Source organism: Pantoea graminicola (assembly GCF_048452665.1).
Lineage (GTDB): Bacteria > Pseudomonadota > Gammaproteobacteria > Enterobacterales > Enterobacteriaceae > Pantoea.
The window spans coordinates 314848-328304 of record NZ_JBLWSJ010000003.1 but is presented as its reverse complement, the minus strand read 5'-3'; the positions used below and the strand labels follow the sequence as shown (position 1 = coordinate 328304).

Annotated in this window: 13 protein-coding genes; 7 read left to right on the top strand and 6 right to left on the bottom strand. The window is 59.5% G+C overall.

Annotation, left to right across the window (positions count from 1 at the left end; translation table 11 throughout):
- Nucleotides 1–80 precede the first annotated feature (80 nt).
- Together rhaS and rhaR are read left to right on the top strand one after the other, a co-directional pair.
- Nucleotides 81–902, top strand: coding sequence for an HTH-type transcriptional activator RhaS (gene rhaS / locus ACNY69_RS09210; RefSeq protein ID WP_111140543.1), 822 nt, complete (start codon nucleotides 81–83; stop codon nucleotides 900–902).
- A gap of 10 nt (nucleotides 903–912) precedes the next feature.
- Nucleotides 913–1779: an HTH-type transcriptional activator RhaR gene (gene rhaR, locus ACNY69_RS09205; protein WP_111140544.1), complete on the top strand. Its 867-nt coding sequence runs from the start codon at nucleotides 913–915 to the stop codon at nucleotides 1777–1779.
- Nucleotides 1780–1831: 52 nt separating this feature from the next.
- Here rhaR and rhaT read toward each other — a convergent pair whose 3' ends face one another.
- Nucleotides 1832–2866, bottom strand: coding sequence for an L-rhamnose/proton symporter RhaT (rhaT, locus tag ACNY69_RS09200; RefSeq protein WP_111140545.1), 1035 nt, complete (start codon nucleotides 2864–2866; stop codon nucleotides 1832–1834).
- Nucleotides 2867–3225: 359 nt separating this feature from the next.
- Here rhaT and ACNY69_RS09195 point away from each other — a divergent pair, with 359 nt between their 5' ends.
- Both ACNY69_RS09195 and ACNY69_RS09190 read left to right on the top strand, forming a co-directional pair.
- On the top strand, nucleotides 3226–3549 hold the full coding sequence (locus ACNY69_RS09195; protein WP_293770109.1) for a hypothetical protein: 324 nt from the start codon (nucleotides 3226–3228) through the stop codon (nucleotides 3547–3549).
- A gap of 43 nt (nucleotides 3550–3592) precedes the next feature.
- On the top strand, nucleotides 3593–3691 hold the full coding sequence (locus tag ACNY69_RS09190) for a YoaK family small membrane protein (protein ID WP_139805882.1): 99 nt from the start codon (nucleotides 3593–3595) through the stop codon (nucleotides 3689–3691).
- A gap of 3 nt (nucleotides 3692–3694) precedes the next feature.
- Here ACNY69_RS09190 and ACNY69_RS09185 read toward each other — a convergent pair whose 3' ends face one another.
- Nucleotides 3695–3961, bottom strand: a complete 267-nt coding sequence (locus ACNY69_RS09185) for a DksA/TraR family C4-type zinc finger protein (protein WP_111141284.1) — start codon at nucleotides 3959–3961, stop codon at nucleotides 3695–3697.
- Between the two features lie 195 nt (nucleotides 3962–4156).
- Between ACNY69_RS09185 and aldA the strand changes: the two genes are divergently transcribed.
- Nucleotides 4157–5593 (top strand): aldehyde dehydrogenase, encoded by a 1437-nt coding sequence (aldA, locus tag ACNY69_RS09180; protein WP_418798030.1) that lies wholly within the window; start codon nucleotides 4157–4159, stop codon nucleotides 5591–5593.
- Nucleotides 5594–5792: 199 nt separating this feature from the next.
- On the opposite strand, the gene ACNY69_RS09175 is transcribed toward aldA, so the two are convergent.
- Both ACNY69_RS09175 and ACNY69_RS09170 read right to left on the bottom strand, forming a co-directional pair.
- Nucleotides 5793–7061, bottom strand: coding sequence for an MFS transporter (locus tag ACNY69_RS09175; protein WP_418798027.1), 1269 nt, complete (start codon nucleotides 7059–7061; stop codon nucleotides 5793–5795).
- A complete protein-coding gene (locus ACNY69_RS09170; RefSeq protein ID WP_418798025.1) occupies nucleotides 7058–8479 on the bottom strand; it encodes a M20 family metallopeptidase in 1422 nt (473 codons plus the stop codon). The genes ACNY69_RS09175 and ACNY69_RS09170 overlap by 4 nt, the downstream gene beginning before the upstream one ends.
- A gap of 140 nt (nucleotides 8480–8619) precedes the next feature.
- Here ACNY69_RS09170 and ACNY69_RS09165 point away from each other — a divergent pair, with 140 nt between their 5' ends.
- The gene (locus ACNY69_RS09165) at nucleotides 8620–9534 is read left to right on the top strand and encodes a LysR family transcriptional regulator (RefSeq protein WP_111141288.1); all 915 of its coding nucleotides are present in this window, start codon (nucleotides 8620–8622) and stop codon (nucleotides 9532–9534) included.
- A 159-nt stretch (nucleotides 9535–9693) separates the two neighbouring features.
- Here the strand turns inward: ACNY69_RS09165 and ACNY69_RS09160 are convergent, their stop codons facing one another.
- Nucleotides 9694–11289 (bottom strand): ABC transporter substrate-binding protein, encoded by a 1596-nt coding sequence (locus ACNY69_RS09160; protein WP_418798023.1) that lies wholly within the window; start codon nucleotides 11287–11289, stop codon nucleotides 9694–9696.
- Nucleotides 11290–11416: 127 nt separating this feature from the next.
- On the opposite strand from ACNY69_RS09160, the gene pepT reads away from it, so the two are divergent.
- A complete protein-coding gene (gene pepT / locus ACNY69_RS09155; RefSeq protein WP_418798020.1) occupies nucleotides 11417–12643 on the top strand; it encodes a peptidase T in 1227 nt (408 codons plus the stop codon).
- A 35-nt stretch (nucleotides 12644–12678) separates the two neighbouring features.
- Here the strand turns inward: pepT and ACNY69_RS09150 are convergent, their stop codons facing one another.
- On the bottom strand, nucleotides 12679–13455 hold the full coding sequence (locus ACNY69_RS09150) for a transporter substrate-binding domain-containing protein (protein WP_111141291.1): 777 nt from the start codon (nucleotides 13453–13455) through the stop codon (nucleotides 12679–12681).
- Between the last annotated feature and the right edge of the window lie 2 nt (nucleotides 13456–13457).

Below are 13457 nucleotides of genomic sequence, written 5' to 3'. Positions count from 1 at the left end.
GCACGGCTGAAAATTCAAGGTAAGGTAAGCGGGTCCTGATTAGACTGCGTTAAAGTTTTGTTAACCAGCGGGAGCCGATCATGACCATTTTGCACAGTGCGGATTTCTTTCCGGAGGGCGACTACGCGATAGCGATAGAACCCCGCATCCCCCAGACGGCCTTTCCGGAGCATCATCATGATTTTTATGAGATCGTGCTGGTTGAGCAGGGTTCCGGCATTCATGTGTTTAATGGTCAGCCACAGACGCTCTGCGCCGGATGCGTCTGTTTTGTCCGCGACCACGACCGGCATCTTTATGAGCAGACCGATAACCTGTGCCTGACCAATGTGCTTTATCGCAGCCCCGGTGCGTTTCGTTTTCTCTCCGGGCTGCAGGCTCTGCTGCCCTGCGATCAGGAGGAGCAATACCGGCCTCACTGGCGTCTCAACCATAAAGTGATGGCGCAGGCGCTGAACGTGGCGGCGCAGATGCAGCAGGATGATGCCTGGTCGCTGGAGAAGCAGGCACGCCAGGAGCAGCTCTTTTTGCAGCTGCTGGTGCTGCTGCGTGAGGCCTGTATTGACGGCCAGCGTCAGGACCAGGAGGCGCGGCTGCACCGCCTGCTCGACTGGCTGGGCGACCACTACAGTGATGAGATCGTCTGGGATGAGGTGGCCGATCGCTTCTCCCTGTCGCTGCGCACGCTGCACCGGCAGATGAAGCAGCAGACCGGCAGTACGCCGCAGCGCTACCTGAACCGTCTGCGGCTGTTACAGGCCCGTCACCTGCTGCGTCACAGCGATATGCGCATTACCGATATCGCCTTCCAGTGTGGTTTTGGCGACAGTAATCACTTCTCTACCCTGTTCAGGCGCGAATTTGGTTGCGCACCGCGAACGGAGCGTCAGCAGATGGTGTAAGGAACCCGGAATGGCTTTGATCCTCAGTCGTGATGACTATTTTCCCGCGCCCAGCCTGCCGGTCGCGATTGCCGAAAGGATGCCCCAGCCCTCTTTCCCGCCGCACCGGCACGAGTTCAGTGAGATCGTTATCGTCTGGCGCGGCAACGGCCTGCACGTTCTCAACGATCGCCCGTGGCTGATCACCTGCGGCGACGTCTTCTATATCCGTGACAGTGACTGCCACAGCTATGACAGCGTCAACAATCTGGTGCTGGATAATATCCTCTACTGCCAGGATCGTTTTGGCCTGGCGCTCGACTGGCATCAGCTGCTGCCGCAGCCGGGGCCGGATGCGCCCGGCAGCTGGCGTCTGACCACCCGGGGCATGGCGCTGGCGCGTGGCGTGATCGGCCAGCTGGAGCGTGAGAGCCGCAAAAGCGACTCGCTGTCGGTACAGCTCACTGAAGCGCTGTTTTTACAACTGGCGCTGATCCTGCGCCGCCACGGCTATGCCGCCGATCGCCCCTGGGCATTGCCGGAGGGTGAGCAGCTCGATCTGCTGATGTCTGCACTCCAGGGCGCGATTGCCCGCCCCTTCGATCTGGCGGCGTTCTGCCAGCAGAACCAGCTCAGCGAACGGGCGCTGAAGCAGCTTTTTCGTCAGCAGACCGGCATGACCATCGGCCATTACCTGCGTCAGCTGCAGCTCTGCCAGGCGAAATATCTGCTGCGCACTCAGGACTGTCTGATTAGTGAGGTCGCCGCCCGCTGCGGCTTTGATGACAGTAACTACTTTTCAGTGGTGTTTACCCGCGACACCGGCCTGACGCCCAGCGCCTGGCGTCAGCGTTTTATTGCGCCACGCCAGGCGCAGAAAAGTTCAGCGTCTGAGTAAAAAGGGCCTGCTAAGCAGGCCCTTTCGTTACCCGGTGCATCGCCATGCCCGATCAGGCCGCCATGCCCAGCCCCACAATATTGGCGGCGATGATAATCACCACGCAGCCGATCGAAAGCACACTCACCGGACGACGCCCGGCAGATTTCCACTCCTTCATCACCAGACCCACCAGGCCGCCACACAGCACGTAGAGGCTCATGTGCAGCATCCAGCTCACATAATCGTACTGCGCCGGAATTCTGGCGTGTCCCCAGGCGTAGAAGAAGAACTGCAGATACCACATGGTGCCACCGAGCACGGCAAAGGCGATGTTAGCGACCAGCAGCGGCTTCGCGACCGACAGATCGCTGCGCAGCGACAGTTCAGCGCGGGTAGCCAGCCGCCAGAAGCAGAAGCCCAGATTAACCAGCGCACCGCCGCCCATGATGACGACGTAGCTGGGTAAGGCAACATAGAGCGGATCGATACCCAGAGCCGCGGCAGCCTGATGCATCGGTTTCGCGGCATCCATGGCAAAGGACATACCGGCTGAAAAGATGCCGCACATTACCGCCAGCAGCAGACCTTTCCGGAGATTAAACTCTTCGGCGTTAATTCCCAGCGCCCGCTCCTTTAACAGCCCGGCGCGGGAGACAATCGCAACGCCAGCCAGCGCGACCAGCACGCCCAGCAGGGTTAAGCGGCCTCCTGACGAGGCGAAAAGCTCACCAAAGCGTCCCTGCAACAGCGGCGTCATCAGCGTGCCGACCACCAGGGTAATCCCGATGGCGATGCCGATCCCCATCGACATGCCGAGATAGCGCATGGTCAGGCCGTAGTTAATATTGCCGATGCCCCACATGGCGCCAAACAGAAAGACCGGCATCAGTTGTGACAGCGTGAAACTGCGGTAGTAGGCCATAAAATCTGGCAGTAATACGGCACTCACCGCCCACGGCAGGATCAGCCAGGACATCAGGCCACCTACCGACCACATGGTTTCCCATGACCATTTTTTTACCTGCTTAAAAGGCGCGTAGAAACATGCGGCGCTGGCGGCTCCGACGAAATGCCAGAAGATACCCGCGATGATGGCACTGTTCATTGTTATTCCCCGGTTAGGTTAAGGCCTGTCGGAAAGCTGCTGCTTCCGCTCAGCACGCAGTCTACGTTCAGCAGGAATTTCTCAGCCTTTGGATAAGTGCCGGAAGCCACTGAGGCGTGGCAATATTTACCCATTATTAACGTTAAGGATCACAGTTTCGCCGTTGTCAGTTAACCGGAGGGGCAGACAGGTAAGTCGCTTATTATTCAGTGTTTTTCACGATTATGCTGTGTTGCGCAGCACAATTTCGTGCTGACTGCCAGCTTCCCGTGCCGGATGGCAGAGACGCAAAGAAGCCTTTCTTTCTGGCAGGCAAGGTCGTATAAACGGGGGCAAACTCAGCGGGATCAGGGATTGGAATGACAACGAAGTGGTTAACCGTGATTCTTTCGCGGTCGGTGAGCCAGGTCATGCTGGATGACCTCCGGGCGATACTGCCCGCAGAGGCGATAAACGTATTCGTTAATCAGCTGGATGATACACATTACGCGACCCTGGAGTGCCTGCAGGTGGAGCAGCACTGCGCGCTGATTGCCTCGGCGATTGTGGTCTGGCGACAGCTCGGCCACATCCATCATATTCTCTACAGAAAGGGCGATGTGCTGCGCGAGGAGCATGATGCCACGCAGTTCCAGCTCTTTACCCTGCTGAAAACCCACCGCGCACTGCTGCAGATCTCATGATAAGATCGCGCCTTCCTCAATCGCGGTTTGCAGCAGGTAGAAAATGAGAATAGGGATTCTGTTTCCCATCGCCATCATCGTGGCGGGCGTGAGCTTTCTGGCGTGGTTTATCGGCAGCGGCCTGGCGATGCCAGGCTCCTGAGCCTCAGCGCAGCTGGCTGTCTTTACTGCCGCGACGATTATATAAACTGCTGGTCTGCTGCTGTTTATCGATCTTCTCCTGACAGGAGACGCAGTAGCGCACCCCTTTCAGCGCCTGACGACGCGCTTCCGGGATCGGTTCGCCGCAGCATTCACATTCGGTCGCGCTCTCACCCTGACCGATCGCCTGCCTGACGCGCTCAATGCCGTCGTTGACGGTGCTGTCGATCTGCTCCTGAACCGCCCCTTCTGATGCCCATCCGTTAGCCATGATGCCCCCTTTTCTGCCTGTTTCACTTCTTTAAATCTATAACAGATTGGCGATTTTGCCGCAGAACTCACCGGGTTTTGCGACTGGCTGCCAGACGCCCCCAGTGGCTGGCAACCAGCAAAAGGTCGTTCCGGCCAATCTGCCTCACCCTGCTATCACATTACTGCAACATATCGATAGCGAAGAGGCCAACAAATGACTACTCATCATCAACATTATATTAATGGCGAATTTGTCGCTCATCAGGGTAACCAGTGGATCGAGGTGACGAATCCGGCTACCGAGGCACTGCTGTCACGCATTCCTCAGGGCAGTCGTGAGGATGCCAGCCGCGCCATCCGCGCCGCCGCCGCTGCGCAGCCAGGCTGGGAAGCGCTGCCCGCGATCGAGCGTGGCAGCTGGCTGCATAAGATTGCCAGCGCCATACGCGAGGCCGAACCGGAACTTACCGCCACCATCATCGCGGAAGGGGGAAAAACACAGAGCCTCGCGAAGACCGAAGTGCTGTTCACCGCCGACTATCTGGACTATATGGCAGAGTGGGCGCGGCGCTATGAGGGCGAGATCATCAACAGCGATCGCCCCAACGAGAACATCTTCCTTTTTAAAAAGGCCATCGGCGTCACCACCGGGATTCTGCCGTGGAACTTCCCCTTCTTCCTGATCGCCCGCAAAGCGGCACCGGCCCTGATTACCGGCAACACCATCGTGATTAAGCCCAGCGAGCTGACACCCAATAACGCCGCGCTGTTTGCCGGGATCATCCACAGGCTTGGACTGCCCGCGGGTGTCATCAATATGGTCTATGGGCTGGGGCCGGAAGTGGGACAGGAGCTGGCGGCTAACCCTGGCGTCGGGCTGGTGAGTCTGACCGGCAGCGTCGGCGCGGGTATCGCAACCATGCAGGCTGCCGCGAAAAATGTCACTAAAGTTTCGCTGGAGCTGGGCGGCAAGGCCCCCGCCATCGTGATGGATGATGCCGATCCCGAACTGGCGGTGCGGGCGATTACCGCTTCGCGGATGATCAACAGTGGTCAGGTCTGTAACTGCGCAGAGCGCGTCTATGTGCAGGTGGGCATTTACGACCGCTTTATTCAGGCGCTGACCACGGCGTTTCAGCAGGTCTCCTTTGGCGACCCGGCTGAACGCAGCGATATCGATATGGGGCCGCTGATTACGGCTGCCGCACGGGATCGGGTGGAGCAGAAAGTGGCGGAGGCGGTCGCTGACGGCGCAAAAGTGGTCGTGGGCGGCCGACGTGCCGGAGAGAGAGGTTTCTTCTTTGAGCCTACGTTACTGACCGACGTACGCCAGGAGATGGCCATCATGCAGGAGGAGATCTTTGGCCCGGTCCTGCCGGTCATGAAATTCACCACCCTGGAGGAGGCGATTGCTCTGGCTAACGACTGCGAATATGGGCTGACCTCCTCAATCTACACGCGGGATCTCAATACCACGATGATCGCGCTGCAAAAGCTGAAATTCGGTGAAACCTATGTAAACCGCGAAAACTTCGAGGCGATGCAGGGCTTTCATGCCGGATGGCGGAAATCGGGGGTTGGCGGTGCGGATGGAAAACATGGCCTGGAGGAGTATCTGCAGACCCATGTTGCCTATCTGCAGTTCAGGTAAGCGCAGGCGTGATTTCACGCTGACCCCGTCAGCCGCATACCGGCTTAACGTGTAGCGAAACCGCCGGCATTTTCAGACGCCTGCCACCGCGCAACAGGCGATTGCGCCCCCTGAAATGCGGTGCGCAATCGCAGCAAAGTATGGTGGCTTTGCGACCAGACCGCCTGTGCAGGTATGCGCCAGGCGGTTCCGGGCGCGGTCAGGCCATTCGCTGACGGCAGCGCAGCAGCGCGAGGCCGCTCAGTACCGCCACCGCCATCAGGTAGTAGCCTGGCGCCAGGCTGCTGCCGGTCGCGGTAATCAGCATACTGCAGATCAGCGGCGCAAAGCCACCAAAGACCGTTACGGCCACGTTGTAGCTGATCGCCATGCCGCTGGCGCGGGTGGTCGCCGGAAAGAGATCGGCCATCACCGAGGGCACCGTGGAGAAGTAGACCGACTTCAGCAGCGCCATCCAGGCCACCAGCAGGATAAGCGTGGTGGGTGTGGTATGACTGACCATGCCCCGGAAGGCGGGATAGATGGTGATCATCAGTAACAGCAGCGATCCCCACATCAGTGGCAACCGACCGATCCGCTCCGCCCATAATCCCATCAGCGGCGTCACCACGGTCAGGATAATCCCCGCCACCAGCGTTGCGGTGAAGGCCACCGACCCCGGCAGGTGCAGCGTCCGGGTGGCGTAGGTCGGGATATAATTAAGCATATAGTTCACGGCGGTCGAGATGACCATCACGCCAATCGCCAGGGTTATTAACGCCTTCTGCTGGCCAAACAGCGTCTTCAGCGGCGCGGCTTCCTTTTCCTGGGTGGCAAAGCTGGCTGGCTCCTGAACATGACGACGAATGTAGATCCCCAGAGGTCCAATCAGCAGTCCGAAAGCAAACGGGATGCGCCAGCCCCACGCCTGAATCTCGCTTTCGCTCAGCCAGTGGGTCAGCCCCAGCCCGAAAGCGGATGCCATCAGGGTGCTGGCTCCCTGGGTCGCAAACTGCCAGCTGGCAATAAAGGCTTTCCGCTCCGGGAAGTGTTCCACCAGAAAGGCGGTGGAGCTGCCAAACTCGCCACCGGCTGAAAAGCCCTGAATCAGTCGCGCCAGCAGAATCAGCAGCGGAGCCGCCAGACCCAGGGTGGCGTAACCCGGCATAAAGGTAATGATTGCCCCGCCCAGCATCATCAGGTTAATGGACAGCAGCAGCGCCTTTTTGCGGCCACAGCGATCGGCATAGTTGCCCAGTACAATCGCCCCCAGCGGACGAATGAGAAAGGAGATGCCAAAGCTGCCAAAGGTCAGTAGCAGCGACACCGAGGGATCGCTGACCGGAAAGAAGACGTGCGCGATGTAGCTGGCGAAAAAACCGTACACCGCAATGTCGAACCACTCCAGCGCATTGCCGATACAGGTCGCGAACAGGGTTTTGTGCAGGTGCGGTTTTACCGGTGAAGCGGCTTGCATCTGACTGTTCATCGCGCCTCCCTCCGCCACTGCTGGTGGCGCGTTATCAGCGTTTCGCCCTCTTCACCCAGTTGCCAGAACAGCCGGGTCATGATCGCCAGTCCCTCGCGGGCGATCCCGGTAAGCAGATGTTCATTCACCCCGTGCTGACCGCAGGCCGGATAGGAGTGCGGCACCCAGAGCGTCGGCAGGCCGAGGATATCAGCGAAGACCTCGTTGGGAAGTGAGCCGCCCAGATTCGGCAACAGCGCCGGTTTCTTACCGCTGCTGCGGGCCAGAATATCCAGCGTCCAGGCCACCAGTGGATCCTGCGGATCGAGCCGGGTGGCCGGTGAGCCGCGCATAAACTCCACGCTGACGTTGTCGAACCCATGCTGCCGCAGATGCTGTTCAACGTGCTGCACCAGGTTCTGCCAGTCGGTGCCGACCACAAAACGCAGCTGACACACCGCCGTGGCGCTGCCGGGAATCGCATTCATCGGCCGGGCCGGATTACCGGTTTCGAAGGCCAGCACCTCCAGGGTGTTCCAGCCATAGAGACGCTCGGCCGCCGTCAGGCCCGGTTCGCCCCAGCCTCTGGCCAGCGCCGGATCGCCCGGCATCCCGCCGGGTTCGATATCGCGCAGAATGGCGCGCACCGCGTCGGTCAGAGAGTCCGGCTTCAGCGCGGCAACCTGCAATACGCCCTGCGCGTTCACCAGGCAGGCCAGCGCGTTTGCCAGCTGGGTGCCGGGATTACTTAGCAGTCCACCCCAGTTGCCGGAGTGATAGGCGTTGTCACGCGCCCGAATCGTCAGCCGGAAGTTGGCCGCCCCGCGTGACCCCAGAAACAGCGTTGGCCGCAGCGCGTTGAGTCGCGGGCCGTCAGAGGCGATAAAGAGATCCGCCTTCAGCAGCGCCTGCTGCTGCTGGCAGATGGCCGCCAGCCCTGGCGAACTGATCTCTTCGCCCATTTCAAACAGAATTTTGCAGTTAAAGCCCAGCGTGCCGCCGCGCGCCTGCCACACCTGCTCCAGCGCCGCAAAATTGATGCAGTGCTGACCTTTGTTGTCCGCGCTGCCACGACCGTAGAGCCGATCGCCCTCTTCGGTAAGCTGCCAGGGTGATAATCCTTCGCGCCAGTTCTCATCGTCACCGAACACGACGTCGCCGTGGCCGTAGCAGAGCAGCGTGGGCTTAGCGGGATCTTCGATGCGGGTGGCAATCAGAAACGGCGGGCTGCCGGGCTGCGGATTCTCAAACGGATGCAGCGTGAAGCCCATCGCCGCCAGCTGCGGCCCGATCTCCTGCTCCAGATAGTGCGTCAGCGCCGCCTTTCGGCTGGCGTGCTGACTTTCGGTGACGCAGGCTATCCGGCGTGCCAGCAGCTGCCGGAACGCCCCGGTGTCGAAATAGTGCATGGCCTGATCGACGGCCTGTTGCTCGGTCATGTTTGCCCTTCCTGTTTTTTTTATCGTGCTTTATCTTTGACAAACTTCCTCCTTTGCCACAATTATCAATTTATCGAGTCTGCTTTGCTTTTTAAGCAAAGCATCCCTGCCCTGTAATGAGGCGTTCAGCCGGAGGCACGATGTTAAGCAACGAGATCCGCTACTTTCTGGCGGTCACTGAATGCGGCTCTCTGAGCGCCGCCAGCGAGCAACTCTTTGTTGCGGTGTCGGCCATCAGCCGTCAGATTCAGCGCCTGGAGGCGCAGGTCGGTGCCCCGCTGTTCCGGCGTCATGCTCGCGGCATGGTGCTGACCGAGGCGGGAGAGCTTTTTGCGCATCACGTTCGCAAAAGTCAGCGTGATATGGCGTATGCGCTGGCGGAAATCAAAGGGCTGAAAGCGGTACGGCGTAGTCTGATCCGCATTGCCTGCACCGATGGCATGGCGTTCAGCCTGCTGCCCGGCCTGCTGGCCGAATTCCGGCAGCGTTATCCGGGCGCGTTGTTTGCGCTGAACGTGACGCACGCTCAGGGCGTGGCGGCGTGCGTCCGGGCGGGCGAGTGCGATGTGGCGCTGCAGTTCAGCCTGCAGCCGGAGCGCAGCGTTGAGGTGCTCGGCTCATGGCCTGCGCCGGTGTTACTGGCGATGCATCAGTCACATCCGCTGGCGTCCCGTCAGGTGACGCTGGCCGACCTCCACCGCTGGCCGCTGGCGCTGCCGGGCCAGCACACTACGGTGCGGCAGCTGTTTGACCTCTCCTGCCAGATGAACGACTGCGTGGTCGAGCCGGTGCTGACCTGCGACTATTTCGCCGCCCTTTACCACTTTCTGCTGCACACGCCGCAGGCCGTCACCATCTGCAGCGCATTCACCCTGCTGTTTGAGCGGGAAACGCAGAATCTGGTGCTGCAGTCGATGGGCGTAGATCAGCTAAGTCAGCGCACGCTGCAGCTGCAGACGGTATCGGGTCGCCAGCGCAATGCGGCGCTGACGCTGTTCCTGCAGTTTCTGCAGCAGCGGCTGACGGAGATGGATGAACAGGTCAGGATGGGATAAGGCGCCGCAGATAACCGGGCTGATGGTGGAAAGCGGGAGGATGGAGCTGGCTCAGGGGCATGGAACGTTGTCCTGAGCCTGTCCCCTGTGGCATTCCGCCAGGTCACCCCTGACCTGCGTGAACAGGCAGAGACCCACCCGAAAGTGGGTTTCCGTTGCTTATTGTTTGATATCAATCTGATAGAAGATGTGCTTGCCGAACGGGTCGACCTGATAGCCGCTGACCGATTTTCGAACCGGTTCGAAGATGGTGGAGTGCGCGATCATCACCGCGGGCATCTGGTCATGCATGATCTGCTGCGCCTGCAGGTAGAGTGCGGTGCGTCTGGCCTGATCCGGTTCGGCGCGCGCCTCGGTGATTAACGTCTCAAACGGCTGATAGCACCATTTTGAGGAGTTCGATCCGCCCTGCGCGGAGGTGCAACTGTAAAGCGGGCCAAAGAAGTTATCGGGATCACCGGTGGCCGTTGTCCAGCCCATCAGCGCCGCCTGATGCTCGCCGCTGCGCACCCGCTTCAGGTATTCGCCCCACTCATAGCTGACGATAGTGGCTTTGATGCCAACGTTGGCCCAGTCCGCCTGAATCATCTCCGCCATCCGGCGGGCATTCGGGTTATAGGGCCGCTGCACCGGCATCGCCCAGAGCGCAATTTCGGTGCCGGGTTTCACGCCAGCCTGCTGCAACAGGGCTTTCGCCTGCTCCGGATCGTAGTCGTAATCTTTCAGATCTTTGGCGGCGCTCCAGACCCCCGGTGGCAGGATGTTTTTCGCCACCGTGCCGGTGCCTTTAAAAATCGCCTCGATGATCGCCGGCTTGTTGATCGCCATCGCCAGCGCCTGGCGGACTTTAACGTTGTCGGTTGGCGCTTTGGTGGTGTTAAACGCCAGGAAGCCGGTGTTCAGCCCCGCTTCCTGCTCCAGGCGAATGTCAGGGTTGGCGCGCATTTTCTCCAGATCGGCCGGATTGGGGAATGGCATCACCTGACACTCGTTCTTCTCCAGTTTGGCATAGCGCACTGAGGCGTCCGGCGTGATGCTGAACACCAGCCGGTCGAGCTTCGCCTTGCCCTGCCAGTAGTCCGGGAAGGCTTTGTAGAGGATGCGGGAATCTTTCTGGTACTGCACCAGTTCAAACGGGCCGGTGCCGATCGGGTTCATATCGACCTTTTCCGGCGTCCCCGCTTTCAGCATGGCATCGGCATATTCGGCTGAGTGAATCGAGGCGAAATACCAGGCCAGATCGGCCAGGAACGGCGCTTCAGGATGGGAAAGCGTAAAGCGCACCGTATGATCATCCACCCGGTCGATGCTTTTGATCAGGGTGGTTAGTTCCAGACTTTCGAAGTTAGAGTAGGTGCCACCAGAGACAGCGTGATAGGGATTTTTCGGGTCCATCTGGCGCATAAACGAGAAGATCACATCGTCGGCGTTGAAGTCGCGGCTGGGGCGGAACTGTTTGTTGCTCTGAAACTTCACGTTTTTACGCAGATGGAAGGTGTAGACGGTGCCATCCGGGCTGATCTCCCAGCTTTCCGCCAGGCTCGGTACCAGATCGGTGGTGCCTGGCGTGAAGTCGACCAGACGGTTAAAAACCGGCACTGCGCTGGCGTCGACGCTGGTTCCCGAGGTATAGAGCTGAGGGTTAAAGTTCTCCGGCGATCCCTCCGAACAGTAGACCAGCGTTTTAGCGTTGACGCTGCCTGCCAGCGCGATTCCAGCCGTAACAAGCGCTAAGGTGGCTATCCTGATTTTCATTATCATCCTCGCTTTGTATTGACTTCCGGTGATCACAATATCTAAATGAATCATTCAGATGCTTCATTGATAGCACGATTCGGCACCATAGCGAACCCTGCGCGTGGCTGACTAATAAGGAATAGTGATGACAGACAAACTTGAGTCGCAACTCACCCGACGTTTTTTCCGTTACCTCGCCGTCAGCAGTCAGAGCGATGCGAAAGCCACCTCGCTGCCGAGTACGCCGGGCCAGCACACGATGGCGGCCCTGCTGGCCGACGAGCTGCGTGCGCTGGGGCTGGATGCGGTGGAGATCGATGAGCACGCTACGGTGACGGCGGTGAAACGCGGCAACCGGCCCGACGCCCCGCGTATCGGGTTTATCACCCATATCGACACGGTCGATGTCGGTCTGTCGCCCGATATTCATCCGCAGATCCTGACCTGGCAGGGCGACGACCTCTGCCTGAATGCAGAGCAGCAGATCTGGCTGCGCCATGATGAACATCCGGAGATCGCGCCCTACGTCGGCCAGCAGGTGATTTTCAGCGACGGAACCAGCGTGCTGGGTGCAGACAACAAAGCCGCCGTTACGGTAGTGATGACGCTGATGGAGAACCTGCAGGGTGACCACGGCGACATCGTAGTCGCCTTTGTGCCGGACGAGGAGATTGGCCTGCGCGGCGCGAAAGCGCTGGACCTGGAGACGCGCTTTAACGTCGATTTTGCGTGGACCATCGACTGCTGCGAACTGGGCGAGGTGGTGTATGAAAACTTCAATGGTGCCGCCGCAGAAATTGTCTTTACCGGCGTGCCCGCGCATCCGATGTCGGGCAAAGGGGTGCTGTTGAATCCGCTGCTGATGGCTCACGACTACATCAGCCTGTTCGACCGGCTGGAGACGCCGGAGCACACCGAGGGCCGCGAGGGCTATATCTGGTTCAACGAGATGCAGGCCAACGCCAGCCAGGCCACGCTTAAAGCCTCGATTCGCGACTTCGACCTGAGTCGTTTTGACGCTCGCAAGCAGCAGCTCCGTCAGGCCGCAGAGACCATTGCAGCGCGCTATCCTGCCGGCGACGTCAGCATCACGCTCAGCGACATTTACAGCAACATCAGCAATGCGCTGGGCGAGGATCGCCGGGCCATTGATCTCATCTTCAGCGCCTTTGCCGCCCTGGAGATTGAACCCAAAGTGATCCCGATGCGCGGTGGCACGGACGGTGCAGCCCTCTCTGCGAAGGGCCTGCTGACGCCGAACTTCTTTACCGGCGCGCACAACTTCCATTCACGCTTCGAATTTCTGCCGCTGACGTCGTTTGTGAAGTCCTACCAGGTTGCAGAGAAGCTCTGCCATCTGGCGGCGGGCTGAGGAAAAAACCGGGCGCAGAACGCGCCCGGTGAGCATCAGGGTTTCGCGCTCACGTCGATACCAGGGAAATATTTTTCCGCCAGTTTTTTGATCGTGCCGTCGCTCTGAACTTTGGCGATGGCTGCATCCAGCGACTGCTTCAGCTGCGCATCATCCTTACGCAGGCCGTAACCGATGCCTGAACCCAGAATCGCGTCATCCTCAACCGGTTTGCCCGCAAAGCCAAAGTCTTTACCCTGCGGTTTATCCAGGAAGCCGGACTGACCGGCTGCGGACATCACCAGCGTCCCATCGAGGCGGCCCGCGACCATGTCGTTGTAGACCTGATTCTGATCCTGATAGGAGGTGACCGTCACGCCCTGGCTCTCCCAGTGCTTCTTCGCGTAGGTTTCCTGAATCGATCCCTGCAATACGCCGATGTTCTTGCCGCGCAGGCTCTCTGCCGTCGGCGCCAGATTTTCACCCTTTTTCGCCACCAGCATGGTCGGAATGCGGTAGATCGGCTGCGTGAAGGCGATACTTTTTGCGCGCGCTTCGGTGATGTTCATCGCCGAGTTGATCGCGTCAAACTTCTTCGCCTGCAGCGCCGGGATCAGCGCATCAAAACTGCTTTCCACCCAGTGGCAGGAGAAGTTGCCCGCCTTACAGATGGCATTGCCCAGCTCGATATCAAAGCCCTCCAGCTCGCCTTTGGCGTTGCGGCTTTCAAACGGCGGATATTGCGACTCCACACCGTACCGTAAATCCTGTCCCAGTGCCTGCACGGAGCTCATCATCCCCAGCGCGAGAAAAAGCGCGTTCAGTTTCTTCATTC

What these genes read in the sequence shown, in the direction of transcription:
- rhaR (WP_111140544.1), top strand. Translation starts at nt 913, where the DNA reads ATGGCTTTGATCCTCAGTCGTGATGACTATTTTCCCGCGCCCAGCCTG.
- ACNY69_RS09160 (WP_418798023.1), bottom strand. Translation starts at nt 11,289, where the DNA reads ATGAAAATCAGGATAGCCACCTTAGCGCTTGTTACGGCTGGAATCGCG.
- rhaT (WP_111140545.1), bottom strand. Translation starts at nt 2,866, where the DNA reads ATGAACAGTGCCATCATCGCGGGTATCTTCTGGCATTTCGTCGGAGCC.
- ACNY69_RS09150 (WP_111141291.1), bottom strand. Translation starts at nt 13,455, where the DNA reads ATGAAGAAACTGAACGCGCTTTTTCTCGCGCTGGGGATGATGAGCTCC.
- ACNY69_RS09185 (WP_111141284.1), bottom strand. Translation starts at nt 3,961, where the DNA reads ATGGCTAACGGATGGGCATCAGAAGGGGCGGTTCAGGAGCAGATCGAC.
- pepT (WP_418798020.1), top strand. Translation starts at nt 11,417, where the DNA reads ATGACAGACAAACTTGAGTCGCAACTCACCCGACGTTTTTTCCGTTAC.
- ACNY69_RS09170 (WP_418798025.1), bottom strand. Translation starts at nt 8,479, where the DNA reads ATGACCGAGCAACAGGCCGTCGATCAGGCCATGCACTATTTCGACACC.
- ACNY69_RS09190 (WP_139805882.1), top strand. Translation starts at nt 3,593, where the DNA reads ATGAGAATAGGGATTCTGTTTCCCATCGCCATCATCGTGGCGGGCGTG.
- ACNY69_RS09175 (WP_418798027.1), bottom strand. Translation starts at nt 7,061, where the DNA reads ATGAACAGTCAGATGCAAGCCGCTTCACCGGTAAAACCGCACCTGCAC.
- ACNY69_RS09165 (WP_111141288.1), top strand. Translation starts at nt 8,620, where the DNA reads ATGTTAAGCAACGAGATCCGCTACTTTCTGGCGGTCACTGAATGCGGC.
- ACNY69_RS09195 (WP_293770109.1), top strand. Translation starts at nt 3,226, where the DNA reads ATGACAACGAAGTGGTTAACCGTGATTCTTTCGCGGTCGGTGAGCCAG.
- aldA (WP_418798030.1), top strand. Translation starts at nt 4,157, where the DNA reads ATGACTACTCATCATCAACATTATATTAATGGCGAATTTGTCGCTCAT.
- rhaS (WP_111140543.1), top strand. Translation starts at nt 81, where the DNA reads ATGACCATTTTGCACAGTGCGGATTTCTTTCCGGAGGGCGACTACGCG.